Below are 20,935 nucleotides of genomic sequence, written 5' to 3'. Positions count from 1 at the left end.
TCTCGGGCGCGCATTTCTTTGCTTACTTTCTTTGGGCAAGACCAAAGAAAGTGAGTCAGCCCCGGCAGGGGATGAAATAAGGGATGCACCACCAAAGCAAAAACAACCAAAAAAAACCTACCCATGTCGCCGAGCCGCCAACCCCACCCCACTCACCAACAAAACCGCAGCCGCCACTTCAAGCCCATGAGGCAACCGAGCCTCATAGATAAACCCATACAACAGCGCAAACACCGTCTCAAACACAATCAACTGCCCCGACAGCGTCAGCGGCAACTTGCGGCTGGCCGCATTCCACAGGCTGTTTCCCAGCACAGATGCCCCTAGCGCCACCCCCATATTCACCAGCCAGAACATCCCCCATGCCGATGCGGGCTGCTCTGAAGCCGTCGCCATGCCGGGCATGAAAAACGCCGGCACGGCCAGTGCCAGCGACAACCCCCCAGTCGCAACGCCAGTCAACAGCGACCACTCTCGACTCGTGAATTGCGGCCGCGCGCGCAGGTACCGCGCATTGCACACCGCATACACCGTCCAGCATGCCAGCGCGCCCGCTGCCATCAGAAGACCGATGAAATAGGTTCTCCCGCCCGCACTCGAATGCACGTCGGGCGCATCCAGATAGATGCACACCACACCCGCCACGGCCATCAGCAGTGGCAGGGCCAGGCGGCGCATGGGCAGGCTGCCCCGTTCTGCTGCACCGGCCAGCGTGACCGTCACCGGCAGCAGGCCGACGATGAGCGATACCGGCGCCACGCCCGCACGCTGCACGCCACCCGCCACGCACAGGTAGTAAAGAATGTTGCCCGGCAGCGATAACAGCAGCAGCGCCACCCAATCGCGCCGAGTCGGTTTGCGCCACAGCGTGCGCCACACCGGTAGCGCGAGTGCCAGCGACAACACGCCATACAACACATACCGCGCGGCCGACAGCGCCAGCGGCGAGAACTGCGGCAGCATCTTCGGCGCGACGAAGATGACGCCCCACAGCGCCCCGGCCGCGACGCCGTAGCCGATGCCCGTGAGGTGGTCACGCCGTGCGTCGTGCTGCGTGTGATGAAGATGCGTTGCAGTGGAGGTGTCGCCAACAGCCATGGAGCGCCTGTCCGGAAAGATCAATCGAACCGGCACTCTGCGCGTGCGCGCGCCGCGCGTCTTGGCGAAGACGGCTGCGCTTTGGCAAAAACGGAAATGGCAGGGCTAGCGCCGCACAGCTGCGGGCGTGATGCCGTGTGCGGCCTTGAGGTGGCGCGTGAGGGCGCTTTGGTCGTAGTAGCCGGTGCGCGCGGCAACTTCGGCGATGGGCAGGGCGGTGGTTTCCAGCAGCGTCAACGCATGCCGCAGCCGCACCTGGGCCAGATGCGCGTGCAGCGTGGTGCCGTATGCAGCACGGAACAGCGTGGCGAGGCGACGCGCGCTCACGCCCACGTCTGCGGCGAGCGCATCGACGGTGAGCGGCTCGGCGTAGCGGTGTTCGATGGCGTGCCATACGCGCTCGGCACGTGCATCGGCGCGTGCGCGTATCTGCGTGGACTGGTTGGCCGGATGCGCGGCCAGCGTCGCCAGCGCGAGTGACGACCACGCATTGGCCAACACCGTGTCGACGACGGGCGCGTCTTGCAGCCAGGTCGTCAGCGCGCGCAGGCCCGGCGTGAGCGGAAAGAACACGCGATCGGCCAGGCCGCCCAGGCCGGGGGCATCCACGGTTTGCCCGGGAATGTCGAACACGATGAAGCGGTTGGCGCCCGTGGCTTCAAACGCATGCGTGGCGCCGGCCGGGATGAGCGCGGCGTGGTGCGTGTCGACGCGGCCGCCGCGGCCGTCTACGTCCATCTCCAGGATGCCGCGTGCGGGCATCACGACCTGCATGAAGTCGTGCGAGTGCGGAGGTGCGGCGAGGCCGTAAGTGCGGAAGTCCAGCATGGTGCCGCCGAGAATAGCACCGGCATCCGCCCAAAAAAATACCCGGCCACAGATCATGCTGCGCCGGGTCTCGGAACTTTCACGGAAAGAGGATCCGTGAGAAGAGGAACACGTATATCGTGCGCTGCCTGCATGACAGCGGCATGTCAGCCGCGCCTGCGCACTCATTCCTCCTGGATCGTCACCTTGTCCGGATAGAACGCGAGATAGCCCGCCACTTCACGCGCGACGGGTTTGGGCTGCTCGTACGTCCAGACGGCGTTGTCGACGCGCACGTCGCCGGCCACGATCGTGTAGTACGACGCATCGCCCTTGTACGGGCAATGCGTGTGATGCTACGTGCGCTCCAGCAGGTTCATCTGCACATCGTCGCGCGGGATGTACTGCACCGGCGGGTACGACGCCTCGCGCAGCGTGCGTGCCAGATGCGTGCTGGCAATGGTGAAGCCGTTGAGGGTCACCGTCACGCGGCGCGGGTTCGACTCCACGGTAATGGGGTGATTCGGATCGATATCGGGCATGCGGCACTCCTGCAGTTGGGCGAGGGAAGACGCTTTCACTGTAGCAAGCGCCGCGCGCGCCTTCTGTCGCCGCCCCTGCTTACCAGTGCGTTTCCGATTCCGGCGTGGACGAGACGCGGTGGATCGCCAGGTCGGCGCCCATGAATTCGGCCTCGCGGTCCAACCGCAGCCCCACGAGCTTGCGCAGGGTGCCGTACACGACCGTGCCGCCGATCAGCGCAATGACAATGCCGCCCGCCGTGCCCGCCACTTGCGCCCAGAACGACACGCCGCCCAGGCCGCCCAGCGCCTTCAGGCCGAAGATGCCGGCCGCGATGCCACCCCACGCACCGCACAGGCCATGCAGCGGCCACACGCCGAGCACGTCGTCGATGCGCCAGACGTTCTGCACGCGCGTGAACATCCAGACAAACAGCACGCCCGCAATGCCGCCCACAGCCAGCGCCCCCAGCGGGTGCATCACGTCGGAGCCGGCGCACACGGCCACCAGGCCGGCCAGCGGGCCGTTGTACGAGAAGCCCGGGTCGTTCTTGCCCATCCACCACGCGGTGAGCGTGCCGCCCACCATGGCCATCAGCGAGTTGATGGCGACCAGGCCGCTCATCTTGTCGAGCGTCTGCGCGCTCATCACGTTGAAGCCGAACCAGCCCACCGCCAGCACCCAGGCGCCGGCGGCCAGGAACGGGATGTTCGACGGCGGATGCGCGGCGATGCGGCCGTCGTCTTTGTAGCGGCCGTGGCGGGCGCCAAGCAGCAGCACTGCCGGCAGCGCGATCCAGCCGCCCACGGCATGGACAACCACCGAGCCGGCAAAGTCATGGAACTCCGCGCCCGTTACGCTCTGCAGCCAGTGCTGGATGCCGAAGCGCTCGTTCCAGGCGATGCCCTCAAAGAACGGGTAGACGAAACCCACCAGCACGAAGGTTGCCGCCAATTGGGGCTCGAAGCGCGAGCGCTCGGCAATGCCGCCCGAGATGATGGCCGGGATGGCCGCCGCGAAGGTCAGCAGGAAGAAGAACTTCACCAGCTCGTAGCCGTTCTGCTGGGCGAGCACATCGGCGCCGGTAAAGAAATTGACGCCGTACGCGATCGAATAGCCGATGAAGAAGTACGCGATGGTCGACACGGCAAAGTCGACCAGGATCTTGACCAGCGCATTGACCTGGTTCTTCTTGCGGACGGTGCCCAGCTCAAGGAACGCGAAGCCGGCATGCATGGCCAGCACCATGATCGCGCCCAGCAGGATGAAGAGCGCGTCGCCCCCGGTTTTGATGGAGTTCATTGCGGTTGTCGTGCGGGTTGAGGGTCAGCGCCATCCGGGTGCAGTGTGTGCCCACAAATGACGCAAAAAGCGCCGACAGATGCAAAAGTTGTTCCAACCGTGTGCAAAAAGGTGACGTGGCGCACCACGGCCGTGCGCGCGCCGTCGTTCTCGGGTGCCGTGTTGGGGTTGGCCCGAAATCGGTGCGCGATTGCTTTGAATTGGTGCGTGCGAGGCGGTTGATGCGCCGTGGTGGTGCGTCCTGGCGCGGAAGGCTACGGCTTGGCGCCCGAGACGCTGAACGATGCCGCTACGGCGTTCCACAGCGGCTCGTACCGCAAGCGCACGGTGCTGGCCTGTTCGGGCGATGTGGCGGGAGACTGCATATGCAGCATCAGCAGCGCGCCGTCGGTCGGCACCATGAAGACGCGGCCGACCAGCGTGTTGCCCGTGGCGCGGGGGATATGCGGGCCGGGCGATTCGCCGATGTAGCTGGCCCACACGCCTGGGCGCCCGCCGAACGATTGCGTGCCCCAGCCAATGAGCCGGCAAGGGGCGGCCACAGCTTGCTTGACGGCATCGCGCATCCAGCGAGGCTCGCGGCTGTCAGGAACGGCTTCAAGATCGCCTTCGGTCGGGCGCACGATCATTTCAAGGCGCGACAGCCCCGAGCCGCCCTGGTTGGCCCACGCGCCGATCGCCACCCGCGCCGGGTCGGGCTTGCGCGGCGGCGTGGGCGGCACGCGCTCCCAGGAGAACGGCAGCCTGAGGCTCAGGCTCGCGCCGCGCGCATTCGGCCAGTCAGACAACGTTACGGCCTGGGTAAAGCGGCTGCTCAGTTCGTCAGCGGGGCGGTCGTCATAGACCACCGCCAGCAGCGTCTGCAGCGTGGCGCGGTCCTGGCTGCCCTGCGCGCGCTCAATGACGCGTTCGGCCAGGGCGTGGGCGGTCTGGGCCGTCTGGGTGGCGGTCATCACGCTGGGCTGGTGGATATCGAGTGCGCGCTCGATCAGGAGCTGCCGCTCGTCGTCGGATAGCGGAATGCCGGCGATCAGGCGGCGCGTGCGGGCCAGCGCCTGCGGGAAGGTGTTGTCGAACTGGGTACGGGCGCGGATCAGCTCTTCACGCTGACTAGGAAAGCGCTGGATGGCGCGGTCGAGCGCCTGCGTCTGCACGGTCAGGAAACCAAGCACGCTGATCAGCCCCGGGATGGCGCCGGGCGTGTAGTCCCACGCCAGGGCGTGGCCGGACCACGCCAGCAAGGCGGTCAGACACCAGCGCATCGTTGCGCGGCTTGGCATTGGAAGTTCCCCCTGTGGCCGGACCCGTTTCCGACCAAAATCCGACTCTAACGATTTGTATCGATTGTGTGCAAGATGGGTGTTGCACCGAGATCGGACCGTTCCCGCTCTGCTATTTGCGCAAACAATGCCGACGACCGTGCGGCCGGTTGACGAGTGCGTCAACCCCGAAAATACTGTCTGTTCGACCCGCCGACCGGCTCGCATCGCCTTGTGCGCCGTACAACACATCCAACGCCGGCGCCCACTTTATTGAAGGTGGAGACATGACCGATCTTTCCGCTGCCCGCGCGGCTGATCCCACGCCAGCCAGCGAAGCCGCGCCGGTGCGCAACAAGGTGCGTTTCGTGACGGCCGCATCGTTGTTCGATGGGCATGACGCGTCGATCAACATCATGCGGCGCATCCTGCAGTCGATGGGCTGCGAGGTGATCCACCTTGGGCACAACCGCTCGGTGGACGAGGTGGTGAACGCGGCGCTGCAGGAAGACGTGCAGGGCATTGCCGTGTCCAGCTACCAGGGCGGCCACGTCGAATACTTCAAGTACATGATCGACGCGCTGCGCGCACGCGGCGGCGAGCACATCCAGGTGTTCGGCGGCGGGGGCGGGGTGATCGTGCCGACGGAGATCCGCGAGTTGCAGGACTACGGCGTCGCGCGCATCTACAGCCCCGAAGACGGCCAGCGCATGGGCCTGGCCGGCATGATTGCCGACATGGTGCAGCGCTGCGACATCGATCTCTCCATCTATGCGCCGGCCACGCTGGAGCCTGTCGCCAACGGCGACCGCCGCGCCCTGGCGCAATTGATCACCGCACTGGAATCGGGCCGCATCGATCCGGCGTTGCGCGAGGCCGTCCACGCGGCTGCGACGGCCGCGCCGACGCCGGTGCTCGGCATCACGGGCACGGGCGGCGCGGGCAAATCGTCGCTCACCGATGAGCTGATCCGCCGCTTCCGGCTCGACCAGCAGGACACACTGCGCATCGCCGTCATTTCGATCGATCCATCGCGGCGCAAGTCGGGCGGCGCCCTGCTGGGCGATCGCATTCGCATGAACGCGATCAACCATCCGAACATCTTTGTGCGCTCGCTGGCCACGCGCGAGGCCAGCCGCGAGATCTCCGACGCGCTGCCCGACGTGATTGCCGCATGCCGCGCCGCCGGGTTCGATTTCATCATCGTCGAGACCTCCGGCATCGGGCAGGGCGATGCGGCCATCGTGCCGCATGTCGATTTGTCGCTGTACGTGATGACGCCCGAGTTTGGCGCCGCCAGCCAGCTGGAGAAGATCGACATGCTCGATTTTGCCGATCTGGTGGCGATCAACAAGTTCGATCGCAAGGGCGCACAGGATGCATGGCGCGACGTTGCCAAGCAGGTGCAGCGCAACCGCGAGCAATGGCATGCCCGGCCCGAAGACATGCCGGTGTTCGGCACGCAGGCCTCGCACTTCAATGACGATGGCGTGACGGCGCTGTATCACACGCTGGCCGATCGGCTGAGCGAGCGCGGCATGGCGCTGGCCGAGCGCACGTTGCCGCGTCCGGCCGGCAAATGCTCCACCAGCCACGATGCCATCGTGCCGCCCGCGCGCGTGCGCTACCTGGCGGAGCTGGCCGATACCGTGCGCGGCTACCACCGCCGCGTCGACGCGCAAAGCCGCCTCGCGCGCGAGCGCCAGCAGCTGCGTGCCAGCCACCGCATGCTGGAGCAGGCCGGCGCCACGGTGCAGACGCTCTCCGCGCTCGACAAGCAAGCCACCGAGCGCGACGCGCAGCTCGGCGCCGTCGAACGCAAGCTGCTCGCCATGTGGCCCGACTTGCGCCGTGCGTATTCCGGCGACGAATACGTCGTGAAGATCCGCGACAAGGAAATCCGCACGCAGCTCACACACACCACGCTCTCAGGCACCACCATCCGCAAGGTCGTGCTGCCGCCGTATGAAGACGACGGTGAAGTGCTGCGCTGGCTGATGCGCGAGAACGTGCCGGGCAGTTTTCCGTACACCGCCGGCGTGTTCGCCTTCAAGCGCGAGAACGAAGACCCGACGCGCATGTTCGCGGGCGAGGGCGATGCCTTCCGCACCAACCGGCGCTTCAAGCTCGTCTCCGAAGGCATGGACGCCAAGCGGCTGTCCACCGCATTCGACTCCGTCACGCTCTACGGCGAAGACCCGGCGCTGCGCCCGGACATCTACGGCAAGGTCGGCAATTCGGGCGTCTCCATTGCCACGCTCGACGACATGGAAGTGCTGTACGACGGTTTCGACCTGACCAGCCCTGCCACGTCGGTTTCCATGACGATCAACGGACCGGCGCCGACGATCCTGGCGATGTTCATGAACACCGCCATCGACCAGAACCTCGCCAGGTTCCGCGCGGACAACCAGCGCGAGCCGACGCAGGACGAGGAAGCGAAGATTCGCGCGTGGGTGCTGCAGAACGTGCGCGGCACGGTGCAGGCCGACATCCTCAAGGAAGACCAGGGGCAGAACACCTGTATCTTCTCGACCGAGTTTTCGCTCAAGGTGATGGGCGATATCCAGGAATATTTTGTGCATCACCAGGTGCGCAATTTCTACTCGGTGTCGATCTCGGGCTACCACATTGCCGAGGCGGGCGCGAACCCGATCTCGCAACTCGCATTCACGCTGGCGAACGGTTTCACGTATGTGGAGGCGTACCTCGCGCGCGGCATGCATATCGACGATTTCGCGCCGAACCTGTCGTTCTTCTTTTCCAACGGCATGGACCCGGAGTACAACGTGCTCGGCCGCGTCGCGCGCCGCATCTGGGCGGTGACCCTGCGAGACAAGTACGGCGCGAATGAGCGCAGCCAGAAGCTGAAGTACCACGTGCAAACGTCAGGCCGATCCCTGCACGCGCAGGAGATCGCCTTCAACGACATCCGCACGACGCTGCAGGCGCTGATCGCCATCTACGACAACTGCAATAGCCTGCACACGAACGCCTACGACGAGGCGATCACCACGCCGACGGCCGAGTCGGTGCGGCGTGCGCTGGCCATCCAGCTCATCATCAACCGCGAATGGGGCCTGGCCAAGTGCGAGAACCCGAACCAGGGCAGCTTCATCATCGATGAACTGACGGACCTCGTGGAAGAAGCCGTGCTGCAGGAGTTCGAGCGCATTGCCGAGCGCGGCGGTGTGCTTGGCGCGATGGAAACCGGTTACCAGCGCGGCAAGATCCAGGAAGAGTCGATGCTGTATGAGCAGCGCAAGCACGATGGCTCGCTGCCCATCATCGGTGTGAATACGTTCCGCAATCCGGACGCCGAGAGCGTGGTGCCGCCGCACATTGAACTGGCACGCTCAAGCGAGGAGGAAAAGCAGAGCCAACTCGCGCGGCTGCAGGATTTTCACGCGCGGCACGCTGCAGAGGCGCCTGCCATGCTGCAGCGCCTGCAGCGCGCGGTGATCGACGATCAGAACGTGTTTGCGGTGCTGATGGATGCGGTGCGGGTCTGCTCGCTCGGGCAGATCACGCATGCGTTGTTTGAGGTGGGCGGGCAGTATCGGCGCAACATGTAGCTCGCCTCAGGTTCAAGCGTGCGTGGCGGGCGCAATCCATGCCGGCAGCGCGCCGTGCCCACCGCGCGGGGCACGCCACACCTGCCGCGCTGCCGCCGTCACGCTGTCGATTAGGGGTACGGGCACGTGCGCCTGCAGCTTCTGAGCAAGGCCCGCCAATCCCGCGCCGCCCAGCACGATCGCGTCCACGGGCTGCCGTCGCAGGACGGTCGTGCAGGCGCCAATCAAGATCTGTTCTGCCGCATCCGGCGCGGCGTATAGCGCAGCCCCGTCGAGTTCGACGGTATGGATATCGCGTACGGCGTGGCCGCCTTCAAGCGTGGGCAGCAAGCGCTCCAGAATCGGCCCCCACGCATGGCCACCCGTGATGACAGCGCACGTGCCGTACGTTGCAGCTTCCATCAACGCGGCTTCCGCAAGGCCGGTGACCGGGCACGGCGCTACCTCGCGCAGCGCGAAGAGCCCCGGGTCGCCAAAGCAGCCGATGATGGCGGCGTCGGGTGCGGGCTGCTGCGCCCTCGTCCATGCGTCGAGCGCGGCGTGCGCGGCGACTGCGTAACCGACCTCGGTTGCGATATAGGGCGCCCCAAAGCGCGCGGTGACGGATTCCACGATCACATCGCCGGGCAATGCGGCCTGCATGAAGCGCGTGACGGTCTGCGTGAGTGCGCTCGTGGTATTCGGGTTGATCAGCAGCAGCCGGCGCGGCCCGGCCGATTCCGTAGCGAGGGTCATTGGCGCGCGTTCCGTCAATGGTTCAGTCAACCCGCCCGGCGCTCTGGCGGCGGCGCAGTCGAACAATGGCCAGCATCGTCAGCCCCATCACCACGAACGACACGACGGTGGTGAGCGTGCCCAGCGCGTAGATGGACGGCGTCGTCACGGTGGTGGTCAGTCCTTGCAGTTCGAGCGGCAGCGTGTTGACGTCGCCGATTGCCTGCGAGGTGCGCGCGATCTCGTCCCAGCTCAGCGTGAAACCGAACATGCCCACACCGATGAGCGACGGCGCGATCAACGGCAGCACGACGTGCCGGAACGTCTGCCAGGGCGTGGCCCCAAGGTCGCGCGCGGCTTCTTCGTAGGCGGGATTAAATCGGTTGAAGACGGCGAACATGATCAGCAGCCCGAAGGGCAGCGTCCACGTGAGGTGCGCGCCGAGTGCGGATGTCCAGAGGCCAAGGGACGATCCAAAGCTGTCGGCCTGATCGGCCATGCCCAACGCGCTAAGCAACGCCTTGATGCCCGTGTCGATCAGCCGAAACTGCAGGCCGATGCCGAGCGACACCACGATCGACGGCATGATTAGGCTGGCCACCGTGACGTAGAACAGCGCACCACCGCCACGCAGCCGCTTCCGGAAAGCCAACGCTGCCAGCAGCGAGAGCCCCATGGTCAGCGCCATCACGACCGCGCCCAGCGCAAGTGAGCGCCGGAATGCCGCGCCGATGTCGACCACGCCCAGGCCTTCGGCAAGCTGGCGATACCAATGCAGCGACAGACCATTCATCGGAAATGTCAGGCCGCCTTCCGGGCCCTGGAAGCTGAGCGCGAAGATCGTCAGCATCGGCCCATACAGGAACAGCACAAACAGCGCGAAGAGGCACGCCAGCGGCCAGAAGCCGGGGGCGCGTGGTTCACGAAAGCGCGCGCGCATGTCAAAGCTCCTTGCGGATGTCGACCACGCGGGTCAGGCCCCAGATGATCATCAGCACCGTCAGCAGCAGCACCACGGCATTGGCTGCCGCCAGCGGAAACTGCAGGTACGACGTCTGCACCTGGATCATCTTGCCGACGGAGGCGATCTGCTGGCCGCCCATCACGCCCACGGTAACGAAATCGCCCATCACGATGGTCAGGATGAAGATGGAGCCGATCAGGATGCCGCTGCGCGACAGCGGCACGATCACGTGCCGCAGCGTTTGCCAGGCACTGGCGCCAGCATCGCGCGCGGCTTCGAGCAAGGCGCGGTCGATGCGCATCATCGAATTGAAGATCGGCACGATCATGAACATGGTGTAGAGGTGCACATAGGCCAGCAGCACCGAGAAGTTCGAATACAGCAGCCAGTCTTGCGGCTGCTCGATCAGGTGCATGGCCTGCAGCGTCTGGTTGACGAGGCCATTGCGGCCCAGCAGCGGGATCCACGAAATCATGCGGATCACGTTGGAGGTCCAGAACGGCACCGTGCAGATCACGAACAGCAGCGTCTGCACCGCAGCCGAGCGCACGTGGAACGCCAGGAAGTACGCCAGCGCAAAGCCCAGCACCAGCGTCAACGCCCAGGTGCCGAGCGCAAAGCGCAGCGTCGACAGGTACGTCGACGCCGTCACGCACAGATCGCCGTATTCATTGAGATGGCCGCAGCCTTCCCACAGCTTGGCGTAGTTGCGCAAGGTGAAGGTCGGCAGCAGCGCGTACTCGTTGAAATCCCAGAAGCTGACCATTGCGACCAGCCCCAGCGGGATCAGAAAGAACACGACAAACACCGCCGCAAACGGCAGCGCCTGCAAGCCCGGACGCAGGGCGCCGGCGGCGGGGGGAGTGGACGGTGCTGTGGGCGTCATGGTCAGGCGGCGACAAACTCGTTCCACTTGCGGACCATGTATTCGTTCTCGTCCATGACCGCGTTCCAGCAGGCAATGCCGCCCATGCGCTGTTCGTAGCTGCCGCCGTCGCGCACGCTGCCGGCCTTGGCCAGCACATCGCCGTGCGGGCTCTTGATGTCCTTGGCAGCGGGTTTGCCTTCCATCCAGTAGGCCCACTCGTACGGCTCCATCTTGGCCTTGGCCGTTTCCAGCACGGCGCTGTAGTAGCCCTGGCGGTTCAGGTACGCACCGGCCCAGCCGTCGAGGAACCAGTTGATGAATTCATACGCCGCATCGAGCTTCTTGCCCGACACCGTCTTCGGAATGCCGAAGCCGGCGGCCCACGCGCGATAGCCTTCCTTGAGCGGCTGGAACGTGCAGTCGATCCCTTTGCTGCGCACGGCCGTCACCGCCGGGCTCCACATCGACTGGATCACCACCTCGCCCGAAGACATCAAATTCACGCTTTCGTTGAAGTCCTTCCACAGCGCGCGGAACTGGCCGGCCTTCTTGGCTTCGATCAGCGTCTTGATGGTCAGGTCGATCTCGGCGCGGGTCATGTTGCCCTTGTCGGCGTACTTGTGCAGGCCCTTGGCTTCCACCACCATCGCCGCGTCCATGATGCCGATGGAAGGGATGTTCAGGATCGACGCACGCCCCTTGAATTCGGGGTTCAGCAGCTCGGCCCACGAGTTGATGGGGCGCTTGATGAGGTCGGGGCGGATGCCCAGCGTGTCGGCGTTGTACACGGTTGGGATCAGCGTCATGAACTGCGTGGGCGAGGTCGCGAACGTGGTCGCATTGGCGCCCGGCAGGTACATGACCTTCTTGGGCGCGGTGCCCTGGTCGCCCACCTTCTTGCCCGCCACCTCGCCCTTGGTGAACAGCGACGTGATCTTGTCGGCGTTCTTGATGCGGCGCGCATCGATGCCAAGAAGGTTGCCCGTCGGCACGATCTTCTTGAGCGAGAAATATTCCGTGTCGATCAGGTCGAAGCTGCTCGGCGCGGTCACGGCGCGCTTGGTGATCTCGTCAGTGGTCACGGCCACGTATTGCACGCGGATGCCGGTGTCGGCTTCGAATTTCTCGGCGATCAGCTTGTCCTGGTTGACCGCCGTGCCGAGGTAGCGCAGCGTCAGTTTTTCCTGCGCATGGATCGCGGGTACGACGCCGGTGGCCAGAATGGCGGCCATGCCCTTGAGTGCGGTGCGGCGGCCGGCCTTGAAGTCGTTGGAATCGTCAGACATGTTGCAACCCCTGATGTGAAGGTGAAGGCAGCGCCTGAAGCCGTCAGGCTGCGGATTGGAATGGTTGAGCCGGTTTGTCAGGCCGCTGGCAGGCCCGGTAAGCGGTGGGCCTGTGCGGCATCCCACGAGGCCCAGATGGGCTGGTGCAGCGCCAGGCTTGCGATGGCGGTGTCGGTCTCGGGCAGGCTCACCGTCACGCGTTGCGAGGGCGAGAGCACCACGCCTTCCACGCTCACCAGGACATGTGTGCCCTGGTATTCGATGTCGCAGATGCGGCCGCGCACGCGGGGGCGATCGCCGGCTGTGGATTCATCGGCATGCAAGGCCATGCGGTCGATGCGCACCGCAACCGGCCCATGCGCGTCTTCCAGCAGGTTGTGCCCGCCGATGAAGGTCGCGACAAACGCAGTGGCCGGCTGGTTGTAGACCTCGCGTGGGCTGCCGGCCTGTTCGATGCGGCCGTGGTTCATCACGACCATCTGGTCGGCCAGGGCCATCGCTTCTTCCTGCGAGTGCGTGACGTGCACGAAGGTCAACCCCAGCTCCTGCTGCCAGCGCCGCAGCTCGGCCCGCATCTGCGTGCGCAGGAACGGGTCCAGCGCAGAGAGCGGTTCGTCCAGCAGCAGCACGCGCGGCTCCATGATCAGCGCACGTGCCAGCGCCACGCGTTGCTGCTGGCCGCCCGACAACTCGCCCGGCCGGCGCTGCGCCAGGTGACCCATCGCCACACGCTCCAGCAACGCCTGCGCGCGCTGGCGGCGTTCGCGTGTGTTGATGCCACGCATCTTCAGGCTGAAGGCCACGTTGTCGAGCGCGCTCAAATGCGGAAACAGCGCGTAGCTCTGGAACATCATGGCCGTGCCGCGCGATGCCGCCGGCAGGTTGGTGATGTTGCGCGGGCCCAGGAGGATGTCGCCGTCGCTGACATGTTCGTGGCCGGCAATCATGCGCAGCGTTGACGATTTGCCGCAGCCCGACGGCCCCAGCAAGCAGCAATAGCTGCCGGCCGGCACGCGCAGGTTGATGGCGTCGACGGCCACGGCGTCATGTGCGTAACGCTTGGTCAGCGCAACGAGTTCGAGGGAGTCGGCGGGGGCGGTGGGTGCGCGGGTCATGTCGGGTTGGTGCAATAGGTGTGCCTGTCTGCGCGCGGCAATTTCGGCGCGAGCGCGCTTGGCATGCGTCGTTCTGGTGCGTGAGGCCGCTTGCGCGGGCAGCCGCGCCACATACCGGGGCAGGCGGCGCAGCCGGCTTCGCGTGCGTTAGAAGCTGTGACGCACGCCCAGCGCCACCGAGGTCTGGCTCGTGCCCGGCACACCGCCGCCGATGGCGCCCGACGAGGTATTGACCAGCGCTTCCGTCGCACTCGACGAGTTCTTCAGGTAGGCCACGTTGGCCACCAGCGTGGTGCGCTTCGACAGGCTGTACAGGCCCAGCAACCGGTAGACCATCGAGCTGTTCGACAGCGTCGAGTTACGGCGGTACAGCACGTCGGCGGAGCCCGTAAAGGCTGTGGTGAATGCGTAATCGACGCCGCCTTCCACGGCGAAGGCCTTGCGCGCCGACATGCTCGGGATCGACTGGAACGCACCTGCGCCGCCCACATCCGCCCGGGCGGCGCCGAGCCGCAGCTTGGTCGCGCCAAAGGTGTAGCTGCCGCCCACGGTGATGAGGTTGTAGAGCGAGCCGGTGCCGCTGCCGTCGCGTTCCTGGTCGTAGCTTGCGGCCAGATACAGCGGGCCAGCGCTATAGCGCCCCGCCAGGTTGAACAGCGAGCCCTGCGAGATGGAGCCGGCCGCTTCGCCAAAGCCGTACATCGCGCCGAATTGCGCGCCGCCCAGCGTGGGCGACACGTACTTGACGGTGTTGTTGTAGATCTCGCTCACGGCGTCGAACTCGCTGAACTTGAAGATCGAGCCCGAGTTGTAGCCGCCCTTGAAGATGCTGCCCACCAGCCAGTCGTCGTTGAAGTTCCATTGCTTGCCGGCCGTGAGCGTGCCCGACGACGAACTCAGCCCGACATACGAATTGCGCGAGAACAGCGTGCCGTTGGACGACATGCGCCCGTTGCTCGGGTTGAAGCCGGCCTGGAGGTTGAACAGCGCATTCACACCGCCGCCCAGGTCTTCCTTGCCGCTCAGCCCGAAGTTGGACACGCCCAGGATGCTGTCCGACACGCCGGTCAGACTTTGCGAGCCGTTGCCGGCATGGTTGGTCCAGCTCACGCCGGTATCGATGACGCCTGACAGCGTCACGCTCGATTGCGCAGCGGCAACGCCGGACAGCCCGAATGCCAGGGCGGCAGCGCCCAGCTTGGTGGTGGTGCTCATGACAGGTGATTCCCCTCAAAGATTTGGCGCGACCGCCTTTTCAAGGTCAGTGGCCGCTCCCGGCATTGCGTTCTATGTTGAGTACAAGCTTTGTTTGGATTGTGCACAATCACGCTTGTCTACATGCAGTAACCGTGCCAAGCAAAATGGACGGTTTTCGCTTGCTTCTGGTGCAAGAACGCCAAAGGCATGGGGAGATTTCTTGAGGATGTCGCACCAATGCCGTCAGATTCAGCATCGGTTTTGTGCACAATCCAAGCGGTGTTTGCTCGATTAGAATGGCGAGATGCCAGAGCCCACGACCCCTCCGACCTCCCAGCCACGCCGCAACAACGCCGAAGTCGACGCCCGCATTTCGGACGCGGTGTACGACGCCATCCTCGAACAGAAGCTGCCGCCCGGCACCCGCCTGGTCGAGGCGCAGCTATGCAAGGCGTTTGGGATTACACGGGGGACATTGCGCCGGGTGCTGGTGAAACTGGCACATGAGGGGGTGGTCGAGCTGCAGCCCAACCGCGGCGCGACGATCGCCGTGCATGACGCGACGGAAGCGCGCCAGGTCTTTGGTGCGCGGCTGATTCTGGAAACTGGCTCGGTACGCGAACTGGCGCAGCACGCGACGGCGGAGCAACTCACCGAGCTGCGTGCACTGGCGGCTGCCGAACACGCCAGCCGTGAATCCGGCAATTGGCGCGATTGGATCCGCCTCTCGGGCGATTTCCATATCCAACTGGCCGAGGCGAACGGCAACCCCATCATCACGGCGATGCTGCGCACGCTGGTGGCACGCACCTCGCTGCTGATCGGGCTCTATGAATCCCCCGCGCGGCCGAGTTGCGGCCACGACGAACACCTGGCCATTCTCGATGCGGTGGAGCGCCGCGACGGCGAGCGCGCCGCGCGGCTGATGGGCGAACACCTGGGCGAGTACATCGCTGCGCTGGAACTTGAGCCCCGGCAGGTGGAGACGATCGATTTCTCCAAGCTGTTTCGCCGCGTCAAGGTCTGACCGGGCGCCGGCCTAGCGCTGCATGACGGCCAGGGCCACGAGGATGCCCGCGGGCGGCAACACACACCAGAACGATAGCGTTGCAAACGCCAGCGCGCCCAGCACCGCCCCGACGGCAAAGCCGGCAAGCGGCGGCACCATCTTGCGCAATCGCGTGCGAGCAACATCTTTCTGCGTACCACTTGGCGACAGCAGTTCCACTACGTCGATCACGATCTGCGTCGTGTTGCCGGTCATGATCGTCGTGGGCGCATGCTCCGACAGCACGATGCGCGCCTTGGCGTTCTGTACGCCCATCGCCGCGACGCCGATCAGCCCGACAACAATTGTGGCCGGTGCATCGGCCGATTGAATTGGCAGGGCCAGCAACCCCGCCACCATGAACGCCAGCAGCAGAACGGCCTGCGCAAGGAGTAGTGGCCGCAGTGGCGCCACACCGCGCTGCGTGAGCGATGTCACGGCCAGCTTGGTCGCCGCCACGGCCAGCACGAACATCGGCAGGGCCAGCAGTTTGGCCAGCACGCCTTGTCCGGAGCCCGCCAGCTCCAGGCCGATCATCACGAAGTTGCCAGTCACGTGTGCGGTGAACAGCCCAAACAACGCCGCAAAGCCGACCACATCCACATAGCCGGCGACGAACGCCAGCAGCGTTCCCTGGGCGATCAGGAAACGCGCTGACGCTGGTGTAGCCGTTGCGGCTGCCACAGTTTCAGAAGGCAAAGCACGAACACCCGAAGGCGCCCCAGAAGCCGCGGAAATCGGTTGTAGGCACGTTGGCCGTGCGGGCCTTCTGGTGCGCATGGCCGTGCACGGAACACGAGCCAACGCACTGGTGCACCTGCTGCTGCAACGGCGCCGCCGGCCGCCAGTGCCCAGGCACGCGCGCCACGGGTGACCACTCGGGCAGCACCGGAATCGGCGGTGGCCCGAACTCGGAGAACTCCGCTGCCCCGTAGACGATGCGTCCACCCACCACCGTCAGCACCGATTCGATGGTCTTGATGTCGGGCTCGGGCACGCTAAAGAAATCCGCCGACAACGCTGCCAGGTCGGCGAGTTGCCCGACCTTGATCTGCCCCTTGTTGCCCTGGTCTGCCGAGAACCACGCGCTGCCGTGCGTGTACAGCTCCAGCGCCACCTCGCGCGGCAGCCCCTCCGGATACAGCGCCATGCCGCCCACGGTACGCCCGCTCGCCAGCCAATACAGCGACGTCCACGGGTTGTAGCTCGACACGCGCGTGGCGTCGGTGCCTGCGCCCACCGGCACGCCTTCGGCCAGCATGCGCTTGATGGGCGGCGTTTGTTCTGCGGCGGCGGCGCCGTAGCGGTCGACAAAGTATTCGCCCTGGAAGGCCATGCGATCCTGGATGGCGATGCCGCCGCCCAGTGCGCGCACGCGCTCGATGTTCTTCGGCGAAATCGTCTCCGCATGGTCGAAGAACCACGGCAGGCCGTTGAACGGAATGTCGCGGTTCACGCGCTCGAACACGTTGAGCATGCGCGAGATCGATTCGTCGTAGGTTGCGTGCAGCCGGAACGGCCAGCGTTGCGCGACAAGGTGGCGCACCACGGTTTCCAGCTCCTGCTCCATCGTCTCGGGCAGGTCGGGGCGCGGCTGCAGGAAGTCTTCAAAGTCGGCCGCCGAGAAGACGAGCATTTCGCCCGCGCCGTTGTGGCGGAAGAAATCATCGCCCTGGCGGTATTGCACGCTGCCGGTCCAGTTCTTGAAGTCGGCCAGCTCCTCTTTCGGCTTCTGCGTGAAGAGGTTGTAAGCGATGCGGATGGTGAGCTGGTTCTGCGCGGATAGCTCGCGGATGATTTCGTAGTCTTCCGGATAGTTCTGGAAGCCGCCGCCTGCGTCGATGGCGCTTGTCACGCCCAGGCGGTTCAGCTCGCGCATGAACTGGCGCGTGGAGTTGACCTGGTATTCCGGCGGCAGCTTCGGCCCCTTGGCCAGCGTCGCGTACAGGATCATCGCGTTGGGCTTGGCGATCAGCATGCCGGTGGGCTCGCCCGATGCATCGCGCTGGATCTCGCCGCCCGGCGGGTTCGGTGTGTCCTTGGTGTAGCCGACCTGGCGCAGCGCCGCGCGGTTGAGCAACGCGCGGTCGTACAGGTGCAGCACGAACACGGGCGTGTCGGGCGCGGCCTGGTTCAGCTCTTCCAGCGTGGGCATGCGGCGCTCGGCAAACTGGAATTCCGTCCAGCCGCCCACCACGCGCACCCATTGCGGCGACGGCGTGCGCGCAGCCTGCTCCTTGAGCATGCGCATCGCGTCGGCCAGGGAGGGCACGCCTTCCCAGCGCAGCTCGAGGTTGTAGTTCAGCCCGCCCCGGATCAGGTGCAGGTGCGAATCGTTCAGGCCGGGGATGACGGTGCGCCCGCGCAGGTCGATGACCTGGGTGGCGGCGCCGCGCTGCGCCATCACGGCGGCGTCGTCGCCCACGGCAACAAAGCGGCCGTCACGCACGGCAACGGCACTGGCGGTGGGGCGTTCGCGGTCGACCGTGTGGATGCGGCCGTTGTGCAGGATGAGGTCGGCGGTCATTGCGTCAGTATTTGGGATAGATCGAAAAACGTCCGGGTCCGGCAATCAGGACCGTGGTGAAGATGATCAACAGCATCCATCCGAACTGGCCCTCGGCAAGCGACCAGTCCGGATGCACCACCAGCATGGCCACCAGCAACGTGGCGACGATGGGCAGACACGCCAGGCGCGTGAGCACGCCGAGCGCAACCAGCAGCGGACACAGGGTTTCCGACAGGATCGCCAGCAGCAGTGTGGGGGCGGCGCCCATGTGGAACGGGTCTTCAATGCGCGTGAGCTCTTGGCTGTAGTGCAGCACCTTGGGCAGCCCGTGCACGGCAATCAGCAGGGCGCTGCCAGTCAGGCGCAGGAACAACAGGCCAACGTGCAGGGCGGTATCGGCAGGGGCCGCAGCGTGCGAGGGGTCGAGCGAAAGGCGTGTCATGGCGTCAGCTCGGGTTGCGCGGCGTGGTGCCGCCGGTGGCGGCAAGGTCCGTTGGTGGCGCCTCGGTTGGCATTTGGGGCGGTGCGCCCGTGATCTTCGGCACGCACTCGTGGCGGAACCACGCCATGGTGATCGGCTCGCCGGCCAGCAGGCGCTGCGCAGCCGGCACGACCTGTTCGCCGATCAGCATGCCGAGCAGCCCGACCAGCGCAATTGCCGGTGGCGCGGGCGATCGGACGTGCAGCAGCGCATAAATCACGCCGACCAGCATGCCGACGCCAATGGAGATGAGGTAGGGCTTCAAAGCGAGGGCTCCAGATCCAGAATGCGAAGGGCGACGCGCTCAAGGTGCGCCGCCCGCGCAGGTCAGCCGGTGATAAACGCCAGCAGGTCCGCGTTGACCTTGTCCGCTTCGGTCACGCACATGCCGTGCGAGCCGCCCGGATAGACCTTGAGCGTGCCGTTCTTCACCAGTTCCACGCCCAGCTTGGCCGAATCGTCGATCGGCACGATCTGGTCGTCGTCGCCATGCAGGAACAGCACCGGCACGTCGATCTTCTTCAGGTCTTCGGTGTAGTCGACCTCCGAGAACTCCTTGATGCACAGATACTGCCCGTGAATGCCGCCGGTCATGCCCTGCGCCCAGAAGGCATCGATGGCGCCCTGCGAGACCTTCGCGCCAGGCCGGTTGAAGCCGAAGAACGGCGTGGCGAGATCACGGTAGAACTGCGAGCGGTTGTCAGCCACACCCTTGCGGATGCCGTCGAACACGTCCATCGGCAAGCCCTTCGGGTTAGCGGCCGTCTTGAGCATGATGGGCGGCACCGCGCCGATCAGCACGGCGCGGGCGACGCGCTTGGTGCCATGACGGCCGATGTAGTGCGCGACTTCGCCACCGCCTGTGGAGTGGCCGACCAGCGTGGCGCCCTGGATGTCGAGCGCGTCGAGCAGCGCCGCCAGGTCGTCGGCATAGGTGTTCATGTCGTTGCCCCGCGACGGCTGGTCGGAACGGCCGTGGCCGCGCCGGTCATGCGCGATGACACGAAAACCCTTCTGCACGAGGAAGAGCATCTGCGCGTCCCAGGCGTCGGCATTGAGCGGCCAGCCGTGCGAGAAGACGACGGGCTTGCCGCTGCCCCAGTCCTTGTAAAAGATGCGCGTACCGTCTTGGGTCGTAATCGTTTGCATGGGAATGAGAGAGAGGGTGGTGGCTGATTGAATGGACGACAGGGCAACGCATGCGGTTGCACATGCGTCGCCCGGCCGGAGCAGCGTCTTCTTTTATGGTCGGCAGCGCGATCAGTTGGCCGCCACGGGCGCCAGCGCCTCGTGCGGGGTGGCCGTGCGTTGCGGTGCCTTGTGCACCATCGTGTAGGCGTAGTCCACGCCCATGCCGTAGGCACCGGAGTGTTCCTTGACCAGCTTCATGACGGCGTCATACGTGTCGCGGTGGGCCCAGTCACGCTGCCATTCCAGCAGCACCTGTTGCCACGTCACGGGCACCACGCCGGCCTGGATCATGCGCTGCATGGCGTAGTCGTGCGCCTCCTTCGACGTGCCGCCCGAGGCGTCGGCGACCATGTAGATCTCGTAGTCGGCATCGTGCATGGCCGACAGCGCGAAGGTGCAGTTGCACACTTCCGTCCACAGGCCCGAGACGACCACCTTCTTGCGGCCGTTCTTTGCCAGGGCATCACGCACCTTCTGGTCGTCCCAGGAATTCATCGACGTGCGTTCGAGCAGTTCCTGATCCGGAAACACATCGAGCAGTTCCGGGTAGGTATAGCCCGAGAAGCTCTGCGACTCGACGGTCGTAATGGTGGTGGGGATGTTGAAGATCTTCGCAGCCTTGGCAAGGCCGACGGTGTTGTTCTTCAGGACCTGGCGATCGATCGACTGCACGCCGAAGGCCATTTGCGGCTGGTGGTCGATGAAGATCAGTTGACAATTTTGGGGGGTGAGGACTTCCAGCTTGGGATTCATGGCCGTATCCAGTTTCCGATAGGGGATGCGAGGGGGATGCTGCAGACCTGACGCCGCGTCGGCGCGGCGCGATCAACGGCCCATCCATGATAGGAAGTCGCGTTCCGGGCGCAACGCTCAATCGGCGAGTGCAGTTTTTGCGATTGCCGAACAATCGTCGCGACTTCCCGAAACATTCCGTCGGTACCCTGGACACGCCCGCCCGGGGGGGGGTTAGGGGCGCCGGGGCCGTTTGGGCTGACACCC

The 20,935-nt window shown here is 65.4% G+C and carries 18 protein-coding genes and 1 pseudogene; 2 read left to right on the top strand and 17 right to left on the bottom strand.

Translation table 11 applies throughout. The features are described from left to right. Window positions 1–117: 117 nt before the first annotated feature. The 5 genes and pseudogenes from ACCD03_RS24090 to ACCD03_RS24070 all read right to left on the bottom strand — a co-directional run bounded on the left by ACCD03_RS24090 (window position 118) and on the right by ACCD03_RS24070 (window position 5,009). Window positions 118–1,098 carry a DMT family transporter gene (locus tag ACCD03_RS24090; RefSeq protein ID WP_413413133.1) on the bottom strand — a complete coding sequence of 327 codons (981 nt, stop codon included), beginning with the start codon at window positions 1,096–1,098 and terminating at the stop codon, window positions 118–120. Window positions 1,099–1,203: 105 nt separating this feature from the next. Continuing rightward, window positions 1,204–1,926 (bottom strand): AraC family transcriptional regulator, encoded by a 723-nt coding sequence (locus ACCD03_RS24085; RefSeq protein WP_045202549.1) that lies wholly within the window; start codon window positions 1,924–1,926, stop codon window positions 1,204–1,206. 164 nt (window positions 1,927–2,090) lie between these two features. Next, window positions 2,091–2,447 (bottom strand): annotated as a pseudogene (locus ACCD03_RS24080) (DUF427 domain-containing protein). A 79-nt stretch (window positions 2,448–2,526) separates the two neighbouring features. After that, window positions 2,527–3,729 (bottom strand): ammonium transporter, encoded by a 1,203-nt coding sequence (locus ACCD03_RS24075; RefSeq protein ID WP_092973728.1) that lies wholly within the window; start codon window positions 3,727–3,729, stop codon window positions 2,527–2,529. 254 nt (window positions 3,730–3,983) lie between these two features. After that, window positions 3,984–5,009 (bottom strand): hypothetical protein, encoded by a 1,026-nt coding sequence (locus ACCD03_RS24070; RefSeq protein ID WP_413413132.1) that lies wholly within the window; start codon window positions 5,007–5,009, stop codon window positions 3,984–3,986. Window positions 5,010–5,275: 266 nt separating this feature from the next. On the opposite strand from ACCD03_RS24070, the gene icmF reads away from it, so the two are divergent. Next, window positions 5,276–8,563: a fused isobutyryl-CoA mutase/GTPase IcmF gene (gene icmF, locus ACCD03_RS24065; protein ID WP_413413131.1), complete on the top strand. Its 3,288-nt coding sequence runs from the start codon at window positions 5,276–5,278 to the stop codon at window positions 8,561–8,563. A 12-nt stretch (window positions 8,564–8,575) separates the two neighbouring features. On the opposite strand, the gene ACCD03_RS24060 is transcribed toward icmF, so the two are convergent. The 6 genes from ACCD03_RS24060 to ACCD03_RS24035 form a co-directional block, all read right to left on the bottom strand. Beyond that, entirely contained in the window at window positions 8,576–9,298 is a 723-nt protein-coding gene (locus ACCD03_RS24060) for an aspartate/glutamate racemase family protein (RefSeq protein ID WP_413413130.1), read from the bottom strand. A gap of 22 nt (window positions 9,299–9,320) precedes the next feature. After that, entirely contained in the window at window positions 9,321–10,217 is an 897-nt protein-coding gene (locus ACCD03_RS24055; RefSeq protein ID WP_413413129.1) for an ABC transporter permease, read from the bottom strand. A gap of 1 nt (window position 10,218) precedes the next feature. Further along, on the bottom strand, window positions 10,219–11,127 hold the full coding sequence (locus ACCD03_RS24050; protein WP_413413128.1) for an ABC transporter permease: 909 nt from the start codon (window positions 11,125–11,127) through the stop codon (window positions 10,219–10,221). 2 nt (window positions 11,128–11,129) lie between these two features. Continuing rightward, on the bottom strand, window positions 11,130–12,395 hold the full coding sequence (locus tag ACCD03_RS24045) for an ABC transporter substrate-binding protein (protein WP_102064322.1): 1,266 nt from the start codon (window positions 12,393–12,395) through the stop codon (window positions 11,130–11,132). 77 nt (window positions 12,396–12,472) lie between these two features. Next, complete coding sequence (locus ACCD03_RS24040) at window positions 12,473–13,510, bottom strand: ABC transporter ATP-binding protein (RefSeq protein WP_413413127.1); 1,038 nt, start codon at window positions 13,508–13,510, stop codon at window positions 12,473–12,475. Window positions 13,511–13,657: 147 nt separating this feature from the next. After that, on the bottom strand, window positions 13,658–14,725 hold the full coding sequence (locus ACCD03_RS24035) for a porin (RefSeq protein ID WP_413413126.1): 1,068 nt from the start codon (window positions 14,723–14,725) through the stop codon (window positions 13,658–13,660). A 286-nt stretch (window positions 14,726–15,011) separates the two neighbouring features. Between ACCD03_RS24035 and ACCD03_RS24030 the strand changes: the two genes are divergently transcribed. Then, complete coding sequence (locus tag ACCD03_RS24030) at window positions 15,012–15,734, top strand: GntR family transcriptional regulator (protein ID WP_092973707.1); 723 nt, start codon at window positions 15,012–15,014, stop codon at window positions 15,732–15,734. A 12-nt stretch (window positions 15,735–15,746) separates the two neighbouring features. Here ACCD03_RS24030 and ACCD03_RS24025 read toward each other — a convergent pair whose 3' ends face one another. From ACCD03_RS24025 to ACCD03_RS24000, 6 genes are all read right to left on the bottom strand, one after another. Continuing rightward, window positions 15,747–16,454 carry a YoaK family protein gene (locus ACCD03_RS24025; protein ID WP_413413125.1) on the bottom strand — a complete coding sequence of 236 codons (708 nt, stop codon included), beginning with the start codon at window positions 16,452–16,454 and terminating at the stop codon, window positions 15,747–15,749. Beyond that, complete coding sequence (locus tag ACCD03_RS24020) at window positions 16,444–18,282, bottom strand: amidohydrolase (protein WP_413413124.1); 1,839 nt, start codon at window positions 18,280–18,282, stop codon at window positions 16,444–16,446. Before ACCD03_RS24020 ends, ACCD03_RS24025 begins: the two co-directional genes overlap by 11 nt. Window positions 18,283–18,286: 4 nt before the next feature. Further along, a complete protein-coding gene (locus tag ACCD03_RS24015) occupies window positions 18,287–18,706 on the bottom strand; it encodes a DoxX family protein (protein ID WP_045202302.1) in 420 nt (139 codons plus the stop codon). Window positions 18,707–18,710: 4 nt separating this feature from the next. Further along, window positions 18,711–19,010 (bottom strand): XapX domain-containing protein, encoded by a 300-nt coding sequence (locus ACCD03_RS24010; protein WP_413413123.1) that lies wholly within the window; start codon window positions 19,008–19,010, stop codon window positions 18,711–18,713. A gap of 62 nt (window positions 19,011–19,072) precedes the next feature. Further along, the gene (locus ACCD03_RS24005; protein WP_413413122.1) at window positions 19,073–19,894 is read right to left on the bottom strand and encodes an alpha/beta fold hydrolase; all 822 of its coding nucleotides are present in this window, start codon (window positions 19,892–19,894) and stop codon (window positions 19,073–19,075) included. A 111-nt stretch (window positions 19,895–20,005) separates the two neighbouring features. Beyond that, window positions 20,006–20,689, bottom strand: a complete 684-nt coding sequence (locus ACCD03_RS24000; protein ID WP_045202308.1) for a hydrolase — start codon at window positions 20,687–20,689, stop codon at window positions 20,006–20,008. Window positions 20,690–20,935 lie beyond the last annotated feature (246 nt).

It is taken from the genome of Ralstonia sp. Ralssp135 (assembly GCF_047304345.1).
Lineage (GTDB): Bacteria > Pseudomonadota > Gammaproteobacteria > Burkholderiales > Burkholderiaceae > Ralstonia > Ralstonia chuxiongensis.
Note: the sequence above shows the minus strand (reverse complement) of the source record. Positions and strands in the feature narration are given on the sequence as shown.

What these genes read in the sequence shown, in the direction of transcription:
- ACCD03_RS24090 (WP_413413133.1), bottom strand. Translation starts at nt 1,098, where the DNA reads ATGGCTGTTGGCGACACCTCCACTGCAACGCATCTTCATCACACGCAG.
- ACCD03_RS24085 (WP_045202549.1), bottom strand. Translation starts at nt 1,926, where the DNA reads ATGCTGGACTTCCGCACTTACGGCCTCGCCGCACCTCCGCACTCGCAC.
- ACCD03_RS24075 (WP_092973728.1), bottom strand. Translation starts at nt 3,729, where the DNA reads ATGAACTCCATCAAAACCGGGGGCGACGCGCTCTTCATCCTGCTGGGC.
- ACCD03_RS24070 (WP_413413132.1), bottom strand. Translation starts at nt 5,009, where the DNA reads ATGCCAAGCCGCGCAACGATGCGCTGGTGTCTGACCGCCTTGCTGGCG.
- icmF (WP_413413131.1), top strand. Translation starts at nt 5,276, where the DNA reads ATGACCGATCTTTCCGCTGCCCGCGCGGCTGATCCCACGCCAGCCAGC.
- ACCD03_RS24060 (WP_413413130.1), bottom strand. Translation starts at nt 9,298, where the DNA reads ATGACCCTCGCTACGGAATCGGCCGGGCCGCGCCGGCTGCTGCTGATC.
- ACCD03_RS24055 (WP_413413129.1), bottom strand. Translation starts at nt 10,217, where the DNA reads ATGCGCGCGCGCTTTCGTGAACCACGCGCCCCCGGCTTCTGGCCGCTG.
- ACCD03_RS24050 (WP_413413128.1), bottom strand. Translation starts at nt 11,127, where the DNA reads ATGACGCCCACAGCACCGTCCACTCCCCCCGCCGCCGGCGCCCTGCGT.
- ACCD03_RS24045 (WP_102064322.1), bottom strand. Translation starts at nt 12,395, where the DNA reads ATGTCTGACGATTCCAACGACTTCAAGGCCGGCCGCCGCACCGCACTC.
- ACCD03_RS24040 (WP_413413127.1), bottom strand. Translation starts at nt 13,510, where the DNA reads ATGACCCGCGCACCCACCGCCCCCGCCGACTCCCTCGAACTCGTTGCG.
- ACCD03_RS24035 (WP_413413126.1), bottom strand. Translation starts at nt 14,725, where the DNA reads ATGAGCACCACCACCAAGCTGGGCGCTGCCGCCCTGGCATTCGGGCTG.
- ACCD03_RS24030 (WP_092973707.1), top strand. Translation starts at nt 15,012, where the DNA reads ATGCCAGAGCCCACGACCCCTCCGACCTCCCAGCCACGCCGCAACAAC.
- ACCD03_RS24020 (WP_413413124.1), bottom strand. Translation starts at nt 18,282, where the DNA reads ATGACCGCCGACCTCATCCTGCACAACGGCCGCATCCACACGGTCGAC.
- ACCD03_RS24015 (WP_045202302.1), bottom strand. Translation starts at nt 18,706, where the DNA reads ATGACACGCCTTTCGCTCGACCCCTCGCACGCTGCGGCCCCTGCCGAT.
- ACCD03_RS24005 (WP_413413122.1), bottom strand. Translation starts at nt 19,894, where the DNA reads ATGCAAACGATTACGACCCAAGACGGTACGCGCATCTTTTACAAGGAC.
- ACCD03_RS24000 (WP_045202308.1), bottom strand. Translation starts at nt 20,689, where the DNA reads ATGAATCCCAAGCTGGAAGTCCTCACCCCCCAAAATTGTCAACTGATC.